The organism is Moorella humiferrea, from assembly GCF_039233145.1.
Classification (GTDB): Bacteria; Bacillota; DSM-521; order Neomoorellales; family Neomoorellaceae; genus Neomoorella; species Neomoorella humiferrea.
This window is the reverse complement of record NZ_CP136419.1, coordinates 550857-569306: the sequence shown is the minus strand read 5'-3', so window position 1 is coordinate 569306 and position 18450 is coordinate 550857. Positions and strand designations below refer to the sequence as shown.

Here is an 18450-nt window from a genome sequence, read left to right as displayed (position 1 = left end):
TCCCCTGCCGACCCCGCAATGCTGACTACAGCCGATGCCAGGGACACAGGAGATATTCTAGGAAATTAAGCAAAATATAAAGGACCAGGCCCATGAGGGCCATGGCCAGTATCCCGGCAAACATCGCTCCATAATCGGCCCTGAACAGCCCGTCCAGGATGTAATACCCCAGGCCACTGTTGCCGGCGATGGTTTCGCTTAAAAAAAGGACGGAGATGGCACTGCCCAGGGATATGCGCACGGCCGTTATTATTTCCGGCAGGCAGGCAGGTATGACCACCTGGCGGTACAGGCTGAATTTGCCGGCCCCCAGGGAGGCGACGGACAGCAGCAGCTGGGGCGGTATCTTGCGAGCGGCGTCCCGGGTCGTAATTAGGATCTGATTGACGACCACCATAAAAATAACAAGCATTCTGGTAGAATCGCCGATACCTAAAAGAACCATGGCTACCGGCAAAAGGGCGACCTTGGGAACGGGGTAAAGGAGGTAAACCAGGGGTGCCAGAAAGGCGTCAAAAAGCGGTTGCCGCCCGGCCAGGAGGCCTAAAGGCACCCCCACAACTAACGCCAGTGCCAGACTTCCCAGAACTCTGTAGGTACTGACGTACATATGGCGTGCCAGTTCCGGCCAGCCTTTCTCCACCAGACTGTGGAAAACCTTCAAGGGATCAGGCAGACCCGGATTATTTATAATTAATGCCAGAAGCCACCAAATAAGGAGCAAGAAAACAACGGACGCCAGATAGGACAGGACACGGCGGGCATCCGTCACCCCTCGGCACCCCCCCTCTTCCCTGGTCCAGGGGAACTCCCCAGCATCCGTCTCACCTGGGAACAAAATTGGTGGAACTCAGCGGTAAAGCGATAGTCTTTTCCCCCTGCCCCCGGGTTGTCCAGGACTGCCTTGACCCGGCCCGGTGCTTCCGTAAAGATGATGATTTTTTGTCCGAGAAAAACGGCTTCTTCAATGTTATGGGTAACCAGCACCGTCGTCAACCGGCGCTGGTTTTGTATTTCTATAAGGGTCTGCTGCAGACCCTCGCGGGTCAGGGCATCGAGGGCGCTGAAGGGCTCATCCATCAACAGGACGTCGGGGTCCAGGGACAGGGCCCTGGCTATGGCCACCCGCTGTTTCTGCCCCCCGCTGAGCTGAGAAGGATAACGTTTTTCCAGCCCTTTAAGGCCCAGGGCGGCCAAAAGGGGACTGAGCTTTTCCACCTGCCGGCGCCGGCTGTAGCGCCGTAAGTTTAGTCCCAGAGCGGCGTTTTCCCACACCGTCTTCCAGGGCAAAAGACCGTAATCCTGGAGGATGACGGCCGTCTGCCGGCGCGGCCTGCATACCCTTTCCCCCCCGACCCATATCTCACCCCGCAGAGGGGTCAAGAGCCCGGCCAGCAGATAAAGGAGGGTGGTTTTGCCGCAACCTGAAGGGCCGATGAGGGCACAGGTCTGTCCCTCTGCCACGCTGAAATTTATGCCTTCAAGGGCCGTCACGGCACCCGAAGGGTTTTGATAGATGTAATCTACATCAATAACCCGTATCACTTATTTTCCCCGCCGGCCGGGACAAAGGTGCCGTCCACAAGTTCAGCATAACTGTAAGGTGCCGGCAACAGTTTTTTGGCCACCATCCAGTCCTGGACGTCGGCCACTTCCCTTTCTGCCGGCAGCCGGGGCGGTGAAAACCTGGGCGACAGGTAGGTATCTTTTAACTCTTCGGGAATGCGGGCTTTGGCGACAAAAAGTTCCCGGTACTTTTCCGGATGGCTGCTCACCATGTCGGCCGCTTCCCCGTAAAGCTGCAATACTTTCTTGATGGCCGCCCCTTTTTCCTTGATGGCATCTTCCCGGAAAATGAGCACCACCTGGGACAGGTTGCGCTGAAGCTTGGTATCGTCCAGGATTACCCGGCCGCCCTTCTTCTCCGCCAGGGTGGCAAAGGGATCGGGTAAAAGGGCGGCTTCCAGCCTCCCTCCCAGCAGGAGCTGCAGGCGTTCGGGAATCTGGGGTACGGCTACCTTCTGAACACTGCCGGGATCCACCCCGGCTTCCATAAGGAGCCGGTCGGCGACGTACTCGATTATGGTGTTCTCCGAAATACCCAAGGTGGCACCTTTAAGCTGTTCCGGGCGATTTACGGCGGTTCCCGGTCGGGCGACCAGGGCAAAACGTCCTTCGGCCGGGGTAGAACCCATGGTCAGGGAGACGATCTTTACAGGTGTGCCGCCCTTCCGTAAAAGGGCGGCGGCCACGATGTCCGCCACCTCGCCGTCAATATTCCCCGCCTGCAGGGCCAGATCGCGATCGCGGGCGCTGTTGAAAGGTATGAGCTCCACCTTTAATCCGGCTTTATTGAAAAGCCCTTCTTCCTCGGCAACGAAAAAGGGGAAGTTATCCTCCACGGGGATGAGGCCCAGCTTCAAGGTTTCTTCCGTCCGGCCTTCCTTCGCCGTAGTCCGGCAGCCGGCAGCGGCCATAACGACTATTAAAAGAAGGAGCGCAAGGCTTAAGCGTTTCGAAACCAATGTTTTCACCCCTGTATCTTCAGCGCCAGTTTAAGGCTAAAAAGGTAAAGATAAACATTAAAACGCTCAAATAGCCGTTTAAATTTAAAAAAGCTATATTGATGCGGGACAAATCTTCGGGGGACACCAGACGGTGTTCGTAAATTAAAATAACCGCCGCCAGTATTACCCCCAGGAAATAAGTCGGGCTTAAGTCAAGGAGCAGACCCACCAGGACCAGCATGAGGACGGCAAAGGCGTGGAGGAAGCGGGCTATAGTCAGGGCCCGGGCCTTGCCGAAACGGGCGGGTATCGAATGTATGCCGTATTGGCGGTCAAAGTCGTAATCCTGGCAGGCGTAAATAATGTCAAATCCGGCCACCCAGCTTCCCATGCCCAGGCCTAAGACCACGGCCGGCAGGTCTACGGCCGCACGTACGGCCACCCATGCTCCCACGGGGGCTAAAGAGTCGGCCAGGCCCAGGACCAGGTGACAGGCCCAGGTCCAGCGTTTGGTGTAAGAATAAACGATCAGAACGAAAACGGCTATGGGCAGCAACTGTACGCAGAGCCAGTTGAGCCTGGCGGCCGCGTAAAACAAAAGGGCAAAGGAGATGATCGTATACAGCCATACCTCGGCTACAGACAAAAGACCCCGGGGAAGGGCACGGTCGGCCGTACGCGGGTTTAAGGCATCGATATGGCGGTCAATGAGGCGGTTTAAAGACATGGCCGCCGTCCTGGCTCCGATCATGGCCAGGGTAATCCAGCCCAGCTGGGCGAGAGTCGGCCTGCCACCGGCGGCCAGGAAGGCCCCCAGGTAGGCAAAAGGTAGGGCGAAAATGGTATGCTCAAATTTAATCATCTCCAGGAAAATTTTCAGCTTACGGCAGGCCATATTCATGCCACTTCCTGTCGATTAATTCCAGAATTTCCCTACTCATACGCGCCTCCCGGGGCCAGGGCCGGGGATAGCCCTCTTCCGGCATTTTGCGCGTGGCATCCAGACCCATCTTGCTGCCGTAACCCGTATAGGTGGAGGCATGGTCGAGGGCGTCCACGGGCCCGTCTACGATAACCGTGTCCCGCCGCGGCTCGATGTTGCCCAGGACGCGCCAGCGTACCGCGCTGAGATCGTGAACGTCGACGTCATCGTCGACGACAATTATCAACCGGGTAAACATCATCTGGCCCATACCCCAGAGGGCATGCATTACCCTGCGCGCCTGGCCGGGGTAGGTCTTGCGGATGGAAACAATGACGCAGTTGTGAAACACCCCTTCCACCGGAAAGTTAATGTCCACAACTTCGGGCAGCTGAAGCTGGATGAGGGGCAAAAAGAGGCGTTCCGTGACTTTGCCCAGATAGGCGTCTTCCATGGGCGGCGGTCCCACCACCGTGGCCGGATAAACGGCCCGGCGGCGCATGGTCATGCAGGTCAGGTGGAAAACCGGGTAATAATCGGCGGGGGAATAATAACCCGTATGGTCGCCGAAGGGGCCTTCCAGCCGCTCTTCACCTGCTTCCACGTAACCCTCCAGGATAATTTCCGCCCGGGCCGGCACTTCAATGTCTACGGTCAAGGCGGGTACCATCTCCACCGGCTGCCGCCGCAAAAAGCCGGCAAAAAGCATCTCATCTATTCCCGGCGGCAGGGGCGCGGTGGCAGCATAGATCACCGCCGGATCGGCCCCCAGGGCCACGGCCACTTCCAGGCGCCCGCCGCTTTTACGCAGGTGCTCCGCTCCGTCCTTGTGGCGGTGCCAGTGCATGCCGGTGGTGCGTTCGTCGAAAACCTGCATGCGGTACATGCCGACGTTGCGCCGCCCGGTGACGGGATCGCGGGTGAAAACCAGGGGCAGGGTAATGAACCGGCCGCCGTCCTCCGGCCATAGCTGAAGCACCGGCAGTTCCGCCAGGGAAGGAGGATCGACCCTTATTTCCTGGCAGGGGGCGGACTTAACCCGGCGGGGGAGAAAACGTCCCAGCTCGGCCAGGCGGGGTAGATATTTAATTTTTTCCATCAGGCCGCCGCCCGTACCGGGCAAATCAATAAGGGCGCGCAGGCGCCCTGCCGGTTCCTCCAAATCGGCGATCTCCAGGGCCGCCTTGACCAGCTCTTCACTGCCGAAAAGATTGGCGGCCACGGGTAAAGAAGACCCCTTTACCCGCTCAAAAAGGAGGGCCGGTCCTCCTCTTTTTACCACGCGGTCGGCGATGGCGGCAATTTCCAGGATGGGGTCCACTTCCACCTTGATGCGGTGGAGCAGCCCCTTTTGTTCCAGATAAAGCAAATAGGCCTGCAGGTCTTCATGGGCCAACGCGTCTCACTTTCCCTTCTGCTGCATCCGTGCCAGGATACGCGAATTTTCCTGGACCTTCTGGGTGATATCCTTGGCCGACTGGGAAGTTCTGGCGGCAAGGTCCCGTACCGCCTGGGCCACCACCGAGAAAGTGCGCCCGTGTTCCCCGGCCCGTGCCGCTTCGATGGAGGCGTTGAGGGATAAGATCTTCGTCTGTTCGGCGATGTCGCCGATGATCCTGGCCACGGCGGCAATTTCGTCGTGGAATCGGGTAAGGTGTTCGAGCTGGTCCACGATATAGTTTTCAATGGCCAGCTGCATGTCGAAAACGATTCTTTTTGTAAAGGCTTCCAGCAGGCTTAAGGCCAGTTCCGGTTCCCCGCCGTGGTACTGCCAGATGATGCGGCGGATTTCCGTAAGATAAATACGGTAGGCCCCGAGGTACCACCTGGGATAGAGGCCGATTTCTTGATGCTTTTTGCCGATGGCCAAACGCCGGGCTATATACTCTTCATCGATCACCGGCTCCGTGAGGCTGATAAAATAAGCCCTTTGGGTCTGGGAGAGGCGTTCAATGGTGCTGTGGTTTTTAATCAAAGCATCCAGATAAGGATACTTGACGAGCTCATCGTAAAAGGTCTTGACAACATTGTCGGCTTCCCGAAGAAAAATTTCCTTTTCTCCGTGCATCAGGGCGAGTTCTTCCGCCCCGAGGCCCAAAAAACGCAGCTGCTCGGCATAGTTTGCCGCAATGGCCATATCTGCACCTCCATCTTCCCTATCTTGAAACATATTTCGCCTTGAAAAGCCATATTCCTTCTCGCTTAAATTGACTGGCTCCAAGATCTGTGCTTTAATGACAGAAAACAGAGATTTGCCGGGAGGAAGGATTGACGATGGACAAAGAGAAAATCCGTCAGGCAGTGCGAATGATCATTGAGGCCGTAGGCGAAGACCCGGAACGTGAAGGCTTGAGGGAAACCCCGCGCCGCATTGCCGATATGTACGCCGAAATTTTCGCCGGCATTAATCGCGACCCCGGAGAGGAATTAACGGTGGTCTTCGATGAACATCATGAGGAAATGGTGCTGGTAAAGGACATCCCCCTTTATTCCGTCTGCGAGCACCATTTTCTCCCCTTTGTAGGCAAGGCCCACGTGGCCTATATACCCCGCGGGAAAATCACCGGCCTGTCCAAGCTGGCGCGGGTGGTAGATATCGCCTCCCGGCGGCCCCAGGTTCAGGAACGTCTAACCTCCCAGATCGCCGATATCATCATGGAAAAACTCGATCCCTACGGCGTCGTCGTGGTCATCGAAGCCGAGCATTTGTGCATGAGCATGCGCGGTATTAAAAAACCGGGTCATATTACCATTACCTCTGCCGTCCGCGGTCTTTTCCGCCGCGACCAGGCCGCCCGGGCCGAGGCCATGTCCCTCATCCGTGGGAAGTAAAATTTAATTTACCTGGGAGTCCTTACTATGGCTAACGATAAAATAATCCTCGCGGGTCTGGAATTCTACGCCCACCACGGCTGTCACCCGGCGGAAGCCGAGCTGGGGCAGCCTTTCATCTTAGACATCGAGCTCGTCCTGGATCTGTCACCGGCCGGAAAAACCGACGATTTAAAGGCCACCATCAACTACGATGCGGTTTACCGGTTGGTTCGTACGATAGTAACTGAAGGGCGATTTCATCTTTTAGAAGCCCTGGCGGAAACTGTGGCCCAAAAAATCCTCGTTTCTTTTCCCGTCGAAGAAGTGATGGTGCGTATAAAGAAGCCCCGAGCGCCCCTCCCGGGAACCATCGCTTATGCCGGCGTCGAGATCAGGCGCCGCCGCAAAAGCACCGATTTCCCAGGCGGCTACTCCAAAGGCCGGTAGCGGGCGATGATGGCTTCGGCAACTTTAAGGCCGTCAACGGCGGCGGATACAATACCTCCGGCATACCCCGCCCCTTCGCCGGCCGGGTAAAGGCCCCGGACACCGGCTTCTCCCCTTGCATCGCGCCAGATGCGTACCGGGGAAGAACTGCGGGTTTCCACCCCGGTCAACACCGCCTCCGGTAGGGCAAAGCCGTGAACCTTGCGGTCGAAGACGGCAATGGCTTCCCTTAAGGTGGCCACAACATAATCGGGCAGACAGTCCTTTAAATCGCCGAGGGCCACCCCAGGGCGATAGGTTGGTCGCACCTTACCCAGCTGTTCCGAAGGCCGCCCGGCCAGGAAGTCCCCTACCAGCTGCACCGGGGCATGATAATTTTCCCCGCCCAGTCGGAAGGCTAGGCGTTCCCACCGGCGCTGGAATTCAATACCTGCCAGGGGGTGGTCGCTGCCGAAATCATCCGGCGTCACCCCCACTAGAAGGGCGCTATTGGCATTTTCGCCGTCCCGGGCATAGGTACTCATGCCGTTGGTTACCACCCCGCCGGGTTCTGATGCGGCGGCTATCACGCTCCCTCCGGGGCACATGCAAAAGGTATAGGCCGAACGGCCGGCAGGGGCGTGGTAGGCCAATTTATAATCAGCGGGTCCCAGGCCTTTTATCCCGGCAAACCTTTTATACTGGGCAAGGTTGATGAGTTCCTGGGGGTGTTCGATGCGCACCCCGATTGAAAAGGGTTTGGGCTCGACGCGCACCCCCCTTTCTAACAGCAATTTAAAGGTGTCCCGGGCGCTGTGGCCGCAGGCGAGAACTGCCACCGCCGCCGGCAGCTTTTCCGAATTGTTTATGACCAGGCCTTCCAGGCCCTCGTTTTTGATTATCAAGTCGGTAACCCGGGTATTAAAATATACCTCTCCTCCCAGGCGGGTTATTTCACGGCGCATGTTTTTAACGACAAGCCTTAGAATATCGGTGCCGATGTGGGGCCGATAGTAATAAAGGATTTCCCGGGGCGCCCCCCAGCGCACAAATTCCTCGAGGACGAAACGGCAGCGGTGATCGTTGATTAAAGTCGTCAGCTTGCCGTCGGAAAAAGTCCCGGCCCCCCCTTCGCCGAACTGTACATTGCACCCGGGGTCGAGGATGCCCTCCTCAAAGAAGCGGGCCACCGCTTTCGTCCGGGTATCGACATCTCCGCCCCGCTCCAGCAGGATGGGCCGGTATCCCCGGCGGGCCAAAAGCAGCCCGGCAAAAAGGCCGGCCGGTCCGGTGCCGATAATTACGGGACGATGGGGAAGCATCTCCTCTCCGGACTGTACTGGCCGGTAGACGGGATAGACGGCCCGGGTAACGGTTTTATCGCCGGCATGCCTTTTTAGAAGACGGTCTTCGTTTTTTACCCTGGCATCCAGGGTATAAACCCAGTAAATCATTTCCCGGGAGCGGGCATCGAGGGACAGGCGGTAAATGGAAAAATCCAATAAATCCCGGGCCGGTATGCCGAGTTTCCGCAAAAGGGCGGCATGCAAATCCGGACCCTTCTCAGTTACGGGTATTTTGATACCTGTAACCCTTAGCACTGCCACACCTTCTTACCGCATGGGTAGAAAAAACCGCTTATTGCTTTAAATATTAGCATAACCAATAAAATAAAACCGCTACCAATGGTTGATAGCGGCTTTACTTCCCTTTTTAACGGCGCCAATAGAAAACCATTACGACCAGCAGGGCGAGTAAAATACGGTACCAGGTAAATAAGAGATAGCTACCATGGCGCAGGTAGCGGAGCATAAATTTTATGGCCAAAAAGCCGACGACGGCAGAGGTTACCACTCCCAGAATGAAGGGAGTGTTGACAGCCGCCGTGGTTAAATCCTTAAGCTGCAGCAAGGCCGCCCCGGCTATAATCGGCACCGACATGAGAAAGGAAAAGCGGGCCGCCGTTTCCCGCCGCATGCCCGTTAAAAGGCCCGCCGACATGGTAATGCCGGAACGGGAAACGCCGGGAATAATGGCCAGGGCCTGGGAAAGGCCAACAATGATGCCGTCCATCAAGGTAATCTCGTCCATGCTGCGGGATTTACGCCCCGCCCTGTCGGCCCACCAGAGACCTAAACCCATAAGGGTCAGGGTCGCGGCGATAAGCAGGGGGGAGCGAAAAACTGTCGCCGCCTGATCTTCCAGGAGGTAACCGAAAAGGGCTCCCGGGACGGAGGCGACAAGCAAATAATAGAAAAGGCGGCCGTCCCGGCTGCGGGGTTGAAACAAACCGCAAACGACGAGTTCCAAAAGATCCCGCCAGAAGTAAAGGATTACGGCGATGAGGGTTCCCAGATGGAGAGCCACGTCGAAGGTCAGGCCGGGATCGGGCCAGCGGAAGAACCACGGCAGCAAAACGAGATGGGCGGAACTGGAGATGGGCAAAAACTCGCCCAGTCCCTGGACCAAACCCAGGATAACGGCCTGGATAACGTTCATCCTATGCGCTCCTTTTGGCTTTTGTTACATAGCCAGTTTATCTACATCCCGTAATCGTGTCAAGGATGATTTAATAGACGGTAATCAGGTCCTTGATTTCGTTAAATCTGCTGGGGCCGATGCCGGAAACATTCTGCAGGTCCTCGATGGTGCGAAAGGGGCCCTTCTGGTTGCGGTAGTCGATGATACGCTGGGCGAGGGTGGGGCCGATGCCCGGCAGGCCGTCCAGCTCAGCAAGGCCGGCGGTGTTGATATTTATCTTGCCGCCGGATTTTACACCGCCGGTGGTGGCCCCTGCGGCGGAAGCCCCAGGAAGGCCGGTGTACCCTGCCGCGGCCACCTCACCCCGCCGGGGAACAACCACCTGCTGGCCGTCCATTAAAGGCGCTGCCAGATTCAGGGCGTTGGGATCGGCATCCGGCAGCAGCCCCGCCAGGGCCACGGCCTCGTTTACCCTGGCCCCGTTTTTTAACTCGTATACTCCCGGCCTTTCCACCGCGCCGGCCACGTGGACCTGGATGGTCGACGCTTCGCTGGTCGTGTTATCGTTCTTGCTTAAGGGCCGTTCGTCTGCCGCCACCACCCGCGGTGTTTCCTCTGCCGCCTTCCTTTCCTGCCAGCGGCCGAACTGCAAGCCCAGTCCAAAGAGCAAGGCGGCCACAAGTCCCATGGCCAGCCACCGTACACGGCCATCCCATTCCCACACCTGCCGTCACCCCGTAAAAATTCTTATAATCTAACGGAAGAACAGAAGGGTATCCAGGATAAAGATGGGGATTAAAATTCCAATCGACCAGGCCATATAACCGAAAAAGCTGGGCATACGGATGCCGTTTTCTTCGGCAATGGAACGCACCATAAAGTTGGGCGCGTTGCCGATATAGGTGTTGGCCCCCATGAAAACCGCGCCGCAGGAAACGGCCATCAACATTTTCGGGGCCACTATGCCCAGTGTCGTGGGAACACCGCTCGTCGCTCCCAGGCTGGCGGCGGTCGTTAAAAAGACCAGGTAGGTGGGGGCGTTGTCCAGGAAGCTGGAAAGGGCGCCGGCCGCCCAGAAAAACTGGGCCGGACGCGTCAGCCCTAGCTCGGCGCCGCGGGCGTGGAGGATGGCCAGGGCCGGAATCATGGTCATGAAGATACCGGCAAAGAGGACGGCCACTTCCTTGATGGGACCCCAGGTGAAACGGTTGTCCTGACGAATTTGCATAGAAGTAGTTCTCCAGGACAAAAGTGCCGCCAGAAGTATGGCCACATCGCGGATTATATTGGTAAAGGGTAATACCAGCTTTTCCTCGCCGTGGCGGAAGAGGGTGAAGCCGTAGAGTTCACCGGTTTCAGGGTCGGCGAAGGCAGGGTTCTTGGCCAGGACGCCGCTCAATATGACGGCCGCCAGGATGATGCCGAGATATATTAGGTTCTGCAGCCCTTCCACGCGTAGAGGTTCACGGCCGCCCGGAAGCTCTTGAGTATTTTCTTTGCGGTAAAAATAACTATCAAGGAGATAATAAAGGGTCAGCAGTACCAGGACATTAAAGCCCATGGGGACGATGAGGCGCATGGTCCAGAAGAAGGGTACGCCCCGTAAATACCCCAGAAACAGGGGCGGATCGCCTACCGGCGTAAGACTACCGCCGATATTGGATACAAGGAAAATGAAGAAGATAATAATATGGGCCTTGTAGCGCCGCCATTCGTTAGCCCGGATCACCGGCCGGATGAGGAGCATGCTGGCTCCCGTCGTGCCCACCCAGCTGGCGAGAAAGGTGCCGACCAAAAGGAGGAGGGTGTTGACCGCCGGATTACCCCGTAAAGTGCCGCGGAGGATAATGCCTCCAGAAACTACAAACAAACCGAAAAGGAGAATGATGAAGGGCAGATAATCAAGGAGATATACTTCCAGGGCCTGGTAGACGGCCGTTCCGCTACCAAAGGCAATAAAAAAGGGGATAAAGAAAACCATGGCCCAGAAGGCGCTCACCTTGGCCATATTATGCTCCCACCAGTGGCTGTTGACCAGGGGACAAATGGCAATGGAAAGGAGCATGCCGACAAAGGGCAGGACGCTCCACCAGGGCAAAATATGCCCCAATTCACCAGAGGACGCCCAGGCCATACTGCTATAAGAAAAATAGATAAAAATTCCCATAAGCAGCGACGGTAGCAACTTTCTCCGCAACATCTTATCCATCCTTTCCCATAAAAGCTATCCGGGCAACATTATTTTAAGGCCCATGCAGGTAAACCTGCATGAGCCTCACCGTCAGCTTGCCCGACGGGCGACGACGTTGACCAGCTTGTCGGGAACGACGATGACCTTGACCACTTCCTGTCCGGCCAGAAGGTCGGCCACCCTTTGCCTTTTTAAGGCCAGCTCCTTGATTTTTTCTTCCGGCAGTCCCGCCGGAACCTGCATGCGGTCCCGCACTTTACCGTTTACCTGTATTACCATGGTAACTTCTTCCGTTACCAGGGCTTCAGGGTCGTAAGCTGGCCATTTCTCCAGATGGACGCTTTCTCTGCCGCCCAGGCCCTGCCACAGCTCCTCGGCGATGTGGGGCGCAAAGGGGGCTAAAAGGGTTACGAGCTTGCGCAGGACTTCCCCCATCAATGGCAGGTTTTGATCCGGCTTCGGAACGCTGTCCTGATAGCGATAGCAGCCGTTGACCAGCTCCATAATGGCGCTGATGGCCGTGTTGAAGTTAAAACGCTCCTCGATGTCCTCGGTGACTTTCTTAATGGTGGCGTGGAGGAGGCGCCAGAGTTCGCGGTCGGCGGCGCTTTTCACCTCAATGCCGTCGCCAGCGCCGCGCACGTCCCCGGCATAGCCGGCCACCAGCCGCCAGACCCGGTTTAAAAAGCGATAGCAGCCCTCCACCCCCTGATCGCTCCACTCCAGGTCCCGCTCCGGGGGAGCGGCAAAGAGGATGAAAAGGCGGGCGGTGTCGGCGCCGTAGCGGTCGATTATCTCTTCCGGACTAACCACGTTCCCTTTAGATTTAGACATTTTACCGCCGTCTTTTAGGACCATGCCCTGGGTCAAAAGGTTCTGGAAGGGTTCCTCCACCCCAACAAGGCCGAAGTCGTACAGAGCCTTGGTGAAAAAGCGGGCATACATGAGATGGAGGATGGCATGCTCCACCCCGCCGATATACTGATCGACGTTCATCCAGTAATCAATCTTGTCCCGCTCAAAGGCCTTATCCTGACAGTGGGGGCTGGTGTAGCGCAGGAAATACCACGAAGAGCAGACAAAGGTGTCCATGGTGTCCGTTTCTCGCCGCGCCGGGCCGCCGCACCGGGGGCAGGTGGTGTTGACAAACTCGGGGCAGTTCTTTAGCGGCGATTCCCCCGTGGGCTTAAACTCCACTCCTTCGGGTAATAGGACCGGCAGGTCTTCCTCCGGCACGGGCACCAGACCACAGCGATCGCAGTAAATCATGGGTATGGGCGCGCCCCAGTAACGCTGGCGGGAGATGAGCCAATCGCGCAGGCGGTAGTTCACCCGCCCCCTGCCTTTACCGGTTTTCTCCAGGTACTCAATGACCTTAACAATGCCCTCCCGGTTGGCAAGGCCATTAAAGGGTCCCGAGTTTACCATGATACCGTCTTCCACGTAGGCTTCCGTCATGGCGGCACCGTCGAGCTCGCCGTCCCTTGGGCGGATAACCACTTTAATCGGCAGGTCGTATTTGCGGGCGAATTCAAAGTCGCGCTGGTCGTGGGCCGGCACCCCCATGACCGCACCGGTCCCGTATTCCATAAGGACGTAGTTGGCAGTCCAGATGGGCACCCGCTCGCCGTTTACAGGATTTACGGCATAGGCGCCGGTAAAGACACCTTCCTTTTCCTTTTCAGTGGCCGTACGATCCAAATCGCTGAGATATCGGGCCGCCTCGACGAACTTGGCCACCGCCCCTTCCTGGGGCGTGCCGGCCGCCAGTTTCATCACCAGGGGATGCTCGGGGGCCAGGACCATGTAGGTAACGCCGTAAAGGGTATCAGGCCTGGTGGTAAAGACCGGTATTTCCTCGCCGCTTCCTTCTACCCGGAAAACGACTTCGGCCCCGGTGCTCTTCCCGATCCAGTTTTCCTGCATGGTTTTAACCTTTTCCGGCCAGCCGGGCAGCTTCTTTAAGTCTTCCAAGAGCCGCTCGGCATAGGCGGTAATGCGGAAAAACCACTGTTCCAGATCCTTACGCATCACTGGGGTATGACAGCGCTCGCAGGCGCCGTCCACCACTTGCTCGTTGGCCAGGACGGTGGCACAGGAAGGACACCAGTTGACGGCGGCTTTTTTCCGGTAGGCCAGGCCGTGCTTGTACATCTGCAGGAAAAGCCACTGGGTCCAGCGGTAGTAATTGGGATGGCAGGTGGCCACTTCCCGATCCCAGTCGTAGCTGATGCCCATGGCGTGGAGCTGGCGGCGCATGTTGGCAATATTGCTCCAGGTCCACTCCGCCGGCGGTATGCCGCGGTTGATGGCCGCGTTTTCCGCCGGCAGGCCGAAGGCATCCCACCCCATGGGGTGAAGGACGTTGTAGCCCTGCATGCGCTTGTAACGGGCGACGACGTCGCCGATGGAATAATTGCGTACGTGGCCCATGTGTAAATTGCCGGAAGGATAAGGAAACATTTCCAAACAGTAAAACTTGGGTTTGCTGCTGTCTTCCGTAACCCGGTAGAGTTCGCTTGCTTCCCACCGGCGCTGCCATTTGGGTTCGATTTCTTTAAAATTGTACCTTGCTTCCATAACCCGTCACTCCCAGAATTTACCCTCTTACTTAGTTAATCTATTTTAACCACCCCGGCATCCCGCCAGAGGCGTTCCAGATCGTAGAAACGCCGCTCTTCTTCCCGAAAAATATGTACCACCACGTCGCCGTAGTCAAGGAGGATCCAGCGGGCGGCATCCCAACCCTCCCGGTGCAGGGGTTTCACCCCGTTTTCCTCCAGTACTTCTTCCACCCGGCCGGCGATGGCCTGGACGTGGGTCGCCGCCGTTCCGCTGGCGATGACGAAATAATCGGCAATAAGGGTAATCCCCCGCAGATCGAGGATTACCGGTTCCAATCCCTTTTTTTCCATAATCGCCCTGGCCGCCAGTTCGGCCACCCGGGCCGCCTCCATCAAAGGCACTAACCTCCCCTGGTCATTAAAATAAAATTGCGCGCCTCCACCGTAGCCGGGTGAAGGAGCTGTTCCCTGTCCAACACGTAAACTATGGTAGTTTCTAACGCCTTCAAAAAAGCCGTATCCAGGTCGGCAGCCGCCGCCTGCCTGAGGGTGTGGACGCCGGCGAACTGGCGTCCGGGTTCGATAACATCGGCAAGGTATATTATCTTGTCGAGAGGGGTCATGGCCGGCGCCCCCACCGTATGACGGGCAACGGCCTGAAGTACGGCTTTATCGGTGATACCCAGCTCCCGTTCAAGGAGCAGGGCCCCTACAGGCCCGTGGAGCAGGAGCGGCAGCCGCCTCTCGATTTCACAGGATATGAGCCCCGCCTCCTCGGCCAGCTCTAAAAGCCGCTCTGGGGGCAGGTCGCGGGCATAATCATGTAGCAGGCCCGCCAGGCGGGCCTGCTCGGGGTCAATACCGTTTTTCACGGCCAGTCCGGCCGCTGTATCAGCTACACCCAGGCTGTGGCGAAAACGCCCTTCCGGCAGCCGGGCCGCCAGAAGCTCAAAATACTTCTTCATTTCTTCCTCCAGCAGCTAACAAAAACCCCCTATTTTTTAAAATTAAAAATAGGAGGTTCACTGCTTTTTCAGGTCTTTAGGAACGGGTCCGGGCTTCGTTGACGGTTAAGACGCGGTTACCGAGCTCGGCACCGTTCATGGCCGCTATCATCCGGTCGGCGTCGGCGTCGTTTACTTCCACGAAACCGAAACCCCGGGAGCGCCCCGTCTGGCGGTCGGTAATAATCCGCGCGCTCAACACTTCGCCGTGGGCGGCAAAAGCCCTGGCCAGTTCTTCTTCGGTGGTGGCCCAGGGAAGATTGCCCACGTAAAGGGTACGCACCAATGCACTTCACCTCTTCTTTGAAGTTAGTAGTAGTATATAGTCCTAGCTCTTTTCATATACGCCGCCCGGTCGTGATTGATACAGGCCGTGGCTGCGGATATATTCTTCTACCGTCTCCGGCAGCAGGTATTTTATGGGTTTATTGTTTTGCACCCGCCGGCGGATGTCCGTAGAAGATATGGCCAGAGCCGGGACTTCGATGAGATGGATGCGGTGCCTACCCTCAACCGGTAACATGGGCTTTAATTCCCCAGGCCGGTTCAACTGAAAACCGGGACGCGTGGCGGCTATAAAATGACACTCCTTCAGGAGCCTGTCGACATCCTTCCACGTCAGGATCTCCAGAATGGCATCGGCACCGGTGATAAAAAACAGCTGGGCATCAGGTCCGTAAAGGCGGCGAAACTCGAGGACGGTATCAATGGTATAGGAGTAGCCCTCCCTGTCGATCTCGCACCTGGACACTTCAAAATAAGGATTGCTGGCCGTGGCCAGAACCGTCATTTGATAGCGGTGCTCCGCCGCCGTGACCGCATAGCCCTTTTTATGGGGAGGTCGTCCGGAAGGGACGAATATCACTTTCTCCAGGGCAAACTCCCAGCGGGCGGCTTCGGCAGTCACCAGATGGCCGAAATGGATGGGGTCAAAGGTGCCCCCCATAATACCTACCCGCCGGTATTGGGCGAACGTCGTCATAACTCCCTCCCGGTTCCCTATGCTGATATTTTAACAATTACTGACGTATCTGTCCACTACCAAAGATGATATATTTAAAGGTGGTGAGCTGCTCCGGACCCATGGGGCCGCGGGCATGGAGCTTCTGGGTGCTGATGCCTATTTCCGCGCCAAAACCGAATTCATAGCCGTCGGTAAACCTGGTGGAAGCATTAACATAGACGGCGGCAGCGTCCACCCGGGCCAGGAATTCCCGGGCCGTGTGATAATTATTGGTGACAATGGCTTCGGAATGTTTTGTGCCGTAGGTATGAATGTGCTCCAATGCGGCTTCAAGGCCGTCCACAACCCGCACGGCCAGAATCAGGTCCAGATATTCGGTGGCCCAATCCTCTTCGGTGGCCGCCTCTGCCCAGGGAACGAGTTCCCTGGTCCGCTCGCAGCCCCTCAATACGACGCCCTTTTCCTTCAAGGCCGCGGCCAGCGGGGGTAGGAAGGCCGCCGCTATCCCCTCGTGGACCAGGAGGGTTTCCATGGCGTTGCAGACGGCGGGACGCTGGGTCTTGGCGTTGATGACGATATTCTGGGCCATGGCCAGATCGGCTTCGGCGTCGACATAAACGTGGCAGTTGCCCACCCCCGTTTCAATGACCGGCACCGTTGCCTTTTCCACCACCGTACGGATGAGGCCGGCGCCGCCCCTGGGAATCAAGACATCCAGATATTCATTGGCCCGCAGGAGGAGGTTAACGGCTTCGCGGTCGGTAGTTTCAATCAACTGGATGGCGCCGTCCGGTATACCGGCGGCCGTTGCCGCCCGGCTGATGACCCGGGTAAGTGCCATGTTGGAGTGAAAGGCTTCCGAGCCGCCCCGCAGGATGACGGCGTTGCCTGTTTTCAGGCACAGGCCGGCGGCATCGACGGTGACGTTGGGCCGGGCTTCATAGATTATGCCGATGACCCCCAGGGGTACCCGCATACGGCCGATCTGGAGGCCGTTGGGGCGCGTCCACATGGCCGTTACTTCGCCCACGGGATCGGGCAGGGCCACCAGTTCCCGTAATCCCGCCGCCATGTCCTTAATGCGTTTTTCATTTAAAAGCAGCCGGTCGAGTAAGGCCCGGGAAAGCCCCTTTTCCCTGCCAGCCTCCATATCCCTGGCATTGGCTTTAAGGATAAATTCCTGTTCTTCCTCCAGGGCGCGGGCCATGGCCAGCAGGGCTTGATTTTTTATGGCGGTGTTGAGGTTGGCGAGTACGCGCGCCGCCTCCCTGGCCTGTCGTCCTTTTACCTCTATTTCCGCGGCTATGCTCATGGCAGCACTCCTTTCTCCTATAAAAAATATTCCCAACGCCCCGCCGGGCGCTTAACGCCATTAGGCCTTTATACCAGAACGATCATGTTATCGCGATGGATAATTTCGTCGTAATCTTTATAACCTAAGATTTCGCCAATTTCTTTCGTTTTTCTGCCCTGTATCCGGCGTACGGCCTCTGCCGAATAATTAGACATCCCCCGGGCTATTTCTTTGCCGTTCGGATCGATAATGCTGACAATGGCTCCCTGTTCGAAATCGCCGTTAACGGCTACCACCCCGCCGGGCAAAAGGCTTTTCCCATTCCGACAAATGGCCCGGGCGGCCCCGGCGTCCACCAGAATCTCCCCTTGCGGGGCCGGACCGTAAGCCAGCCAGCGCTTGCGGGTATGGGCGCGGTGCTCCCGGGGTATAAAGATGGTCCCCACTTCCTCGCCCCTCAAAACGGCACCGATCCTGCCGCCCTCCAACCCGCTGGTGATCACCATGGGAATACCGAAGCTGGTAACCAGGCGGGCCGCCTGAATTTTCGTCGCCATACCGCCCGTAGACCACGTAGATCCGGCACCTCCGGCCAAGGCTTCTATTTCCGGGGTAATTTCCGTCACGCAGGAGAGCAGGGTGGCTCCTTTATCGGTTAAAGGATCGGCCGTATAAAGGCCGCCGGTATCCGTTAAGAGGATCAGCAGATCGGCATCCACCAGACCGGCCACCAGAGCGGCCAGGGTGTCGTTGTCTCCCACCCTTATTTCGTCGACGGCCACGGTATCATTTTCGTTTACTATGGGTACCACGCCCATTTTCAAGAGCGTGGCCAGGGTATGACGGGAATTTAGATAACGGCGGCGGTCGGCCAGATCATCGCGGGTCAGCAGAACCTGGGCCACGAGAAGGCCGTAATCGCTAAAGAATTTTTCATACATGTGCATCAAAAGGCCCTGACCCACGGCGGCAGCCGCCTGCTTTTCCGGCAGGGTCTTTGGTTTTTCCTTCAACCCCAGGCGTCCCATACCGGCCCCCACGGCTCCGGAGGTAACCAGCACCACCTGGCGGCCGGCGTTGACCTGATCCACCAGTTCCCGCACCAGGCGCTCCATCCGTTCCAGGTTGAGTTTACCGGTTTTGTGGGTCAGGGTGCTGGTACCCACTTTAACGACCAGCCTGCGGGCGTGTTGCAGAGCCTCACGGCACTCCCTCTCCGTCAAGGCCGTCACTCCTACTAAAATTGTCCTGGCTTTATCTCTTTGAGTAATCATTACAGGCCG

Annotated in this window: 19 protein-coding genes; 2 read left to right on the top strand and 17 right to left on the bottom strand. The window is 57.3% G+C overall.

Annotated features, from left to right (window positions below):
• Positions 1-25 precede the first annotated feature (25 nt).
• Genes MHFGQ_RS02850 through MHFGQ_RS02825 form a run of 6 tightly spaced genes read right to left on the bottom strand, consistent with a single transcriptional unit; the run spans position 26 to position 5566 of the window.
• Positions 26-772, bottom strand: a complete 747-nt coding sequence (locus tag MHFGQ_RS02850; protein WP_106004481.1) for an ABC transporter permease — start codon at positions 770-772, stop codon at positions 26-28.
• Positions 769-1545, bottom strand: a complete 777-nt coding sequence (locus tag MHFGQ_RS02845) for an ABC transporter ATP-binding protein (RefSeq protein WP_106004482.1) — start codon at positions 1543-1545, stop codon at positions 769-771. The genes MHFGQ_RS02850 and MHFGQ_RS02845 overlap by 4 nt, the downstream gene beginning before the upstream one ends.
• Entirely contained in the window at positions 1542-2525 is a 984-nt protein-coding gene (locus MHFGQ_RS02840; RefSeq protein ID WP_106004483.1) for an ABC transporter substrate-binding protein, read from the bottom strand. Before MHFGQ_RS02840 ends, MHFGQ_RS02845 begins: the two co-directional genes overlap by 4 nt.
• Before the next feature lie 19 nt (positions 2526-2544).
• Positions 2545-3402, bottom strand: a complete 858-nt coding sequence (locus MHFGQ_RS02835) for a UbiA-like polyprenyltransferase (RefSeq protein ID WP_106004484.1) — start codon at positions 3400-3402, stop codon at positions 2545-2547.
• On the bottom strand, positions 3389-4825 hold the full coding sequence (locus MHFGQ_RS02830; RefSeq protein ID WP_106004485.1) for a menaquinone biosynthesis decarboxylase: 1437 nt from the start codon (positions 4823-4825) through the stop codon (positions 3389-3391). Before MHFGQ_RS02830 ends, MHFGQ_RS02835 begins: the two co-directional genes overlap by 14 nt.
• Before the next feature lie 6 nt (positions 4826-4831).
• Positions 4832-5566 (bottom strand): globin-coupled sensor protein, encoded by a 735-nt coding sequence (locus tag MHFGQ_RS02825; RefSeq protein ID WP_277996999.1) that lies wholly within the window; start codon positions 5564-5566, stop codon positions 4832-4834.
• A 137-nt stretch (positions 5567-5703) separates the two neighbouring features.
• Between MHFGQ_RS02825 and folE the strand changes: the two genes are divergently transcribed.
• Together folE and folB are read left to right on the top strand one after the other, a co-directional pair.
• Positions 5704-6261 carry a GTP cyclohydrolase I FolE gene (gene folE, locus MHFGQ_RS02820; RefSeq protein ID WP_106004486.1) on the top strand — a complete coding sequence of 186 codons (558 nt, stop codon included), beginning with the start codon at positions 5704-5706 and terminating at the stop codon, positions 6259-6261.
• A gap of 27 nt (positions 6262-6288) precedes the next feature.
• Positions 6289-6690, top strand: coding sequence for a dihydroneopterin aldolase (gene folB / locus MHFGQ_RS02815; RefSeq protein WP_106004487.1), 402 nt, complete (start codon positions 6289-6291; stop codon positions 6688-6690).
• Here the strand turns inward: folB and MHFGQ_RS02810 are convergent.
• The 11 genes from MHFGQ_RS02810 to proB all read right to left on the bottom strand — a co-directional run bounded on the left by MHFGQ_RS02810 (position 6672) and on the right by proB (position 18390).
• Entirely contained in the window at positions 6672-8270 is a 1599-nt protein-coding gene (locus MHFGQ_RS02810) for an NAD(P)/FAD-dependent oxidoreductase (protein ID WP_106004488.1), read from the bottom strand. The genes folB and MHFGQ_RS02810 overlap by 19 nt on opposite strands.
• Before the next feature lie 112 nt (positions 8271-8382).
• Positions 8383-9168 carry an undecaprenyl-diphosphatase UppP gene (gene uppP, locus MHFGQ_RS02805; protein ID WP_106004489.1) on the bottom strand — a complete coding sequence of 262 codons (786 nt, stop codon included), beginning with the start codon at positions 9166-9168 and terminating at the stop codon, positions 8383-8385.
• A 70-nt stretch (positions 9169-9238) separates the two neighbouring features.
• Complete coding sequence (locus MHFGQ_RS02800; protein WP_211292834.1) at positions 9239-9874, bottom strand: helix-hairpin-helix domain-containing protein; 636 nt, start codon at positions 9872-9874, stop codon at positions 9239-9241.
• A 30-nt stretch (positions 9875-9904) separates the two neighbouring features.
• Complete coding sequence (locus MHFGQ_RS02795; protein ID WP_245907761.1) at positions 9905-11350, bottom strand: sodium:proton antiporter; 1446 nt, start codon at positions 11348-11350, stop codon at positions 9905-9907.
• An 81-nt stretch (positions 11351-11431) separates the two neighbouring features.
• Positions 11432-13921: a leucine--tRNA ligase gene (leuS, locus tag MHFGQ_RS02790; protein ID WP_106004491.1), complete on the bottom strand. Its 2490-nt coding sequence runs from the start codon at positions 13919-13921 to the stop codon at positions 11432-11434.
• A 35-nt stretch (positions 13922-13956) separates the two neighbouring features.
• Positions 13957-14298 carry a ribosome silencing factor gene (gene rsfS, locus MHFGQ_RS02785; protein ID WP_106004631.1) on the bottom strand — a complete coding sequence of 114 codons (342 nt, stop codon included), beginning with the start codon at positions 14296-14298 and terminating at the stop codon, positions 13957-13959.
• Between the two features lie 8 nt (positions 14299-14306).
• Positions 14307-14870: a bis(5'-nucleosyl)-tetraphosphatase (symmetrical) YqeK gene (gene yqeK, locus MHFGQ_RS02780; RefSeq protein WP_106004492.1), complete on the bottom strand. Its 564-nt coding sequence runs from the start codon at positions 14868-14870 to the stop codon at positions 14307-14309.
• A 76-nt stretch (positions 14871-14946) separates the two neighbouring features.
• Entirely contained in the window at positions 14947-15192 is a 246-nt protein-coding gene (locus tag MHFGQ_RS02775) for an RNA recognition motif domain-containing protein (protein ID WP_106004632.1), read from the bottom strand.
• Positions 15193-15237: 45 nt separating this feature from the next.
• Positions 15238-15891 carry a nicotinate-nucleotide adenylyltransferase gene (nadD, locus tag MHFGQ_RS02770; RefSeq protein ID WP_106004493.1) on the bottom strand — a complete coding sequence of 218 codons (654 nt, stop codon included), beginning with the start codon at positions 15889-15891 and terminating at the stop codon, positions 15238-15240.
• 37 nt (positions 15892-15928) lie between these two features.
• Positions 15929-17185, bottom strand: coding sequence for a glutamate-5-semialdehyde dehydrogenase (locus MHFGQ_RS02765; RefSeq protein WP_106004494.1), 1257 nt, complete (start codon positions 17183-17185; stop codon positions 15929-15931).
• A 68-nt stretch (positions 17186-17253) separates the two neighbouring features.
• Positions 17254-18390 (bottom strand): glutamate 5-kinase, encoded by a 1137-nt coding sequence (gene proB, locus MHFGQ_RS02760; protein ID WP_106004495.1) that lies wholly within the window; start codon positions 18388-18390, stop codon positions 17254-17256.
• Between the last annotated feature and the right edge of the window lie 60 nt (positions 18391-18450).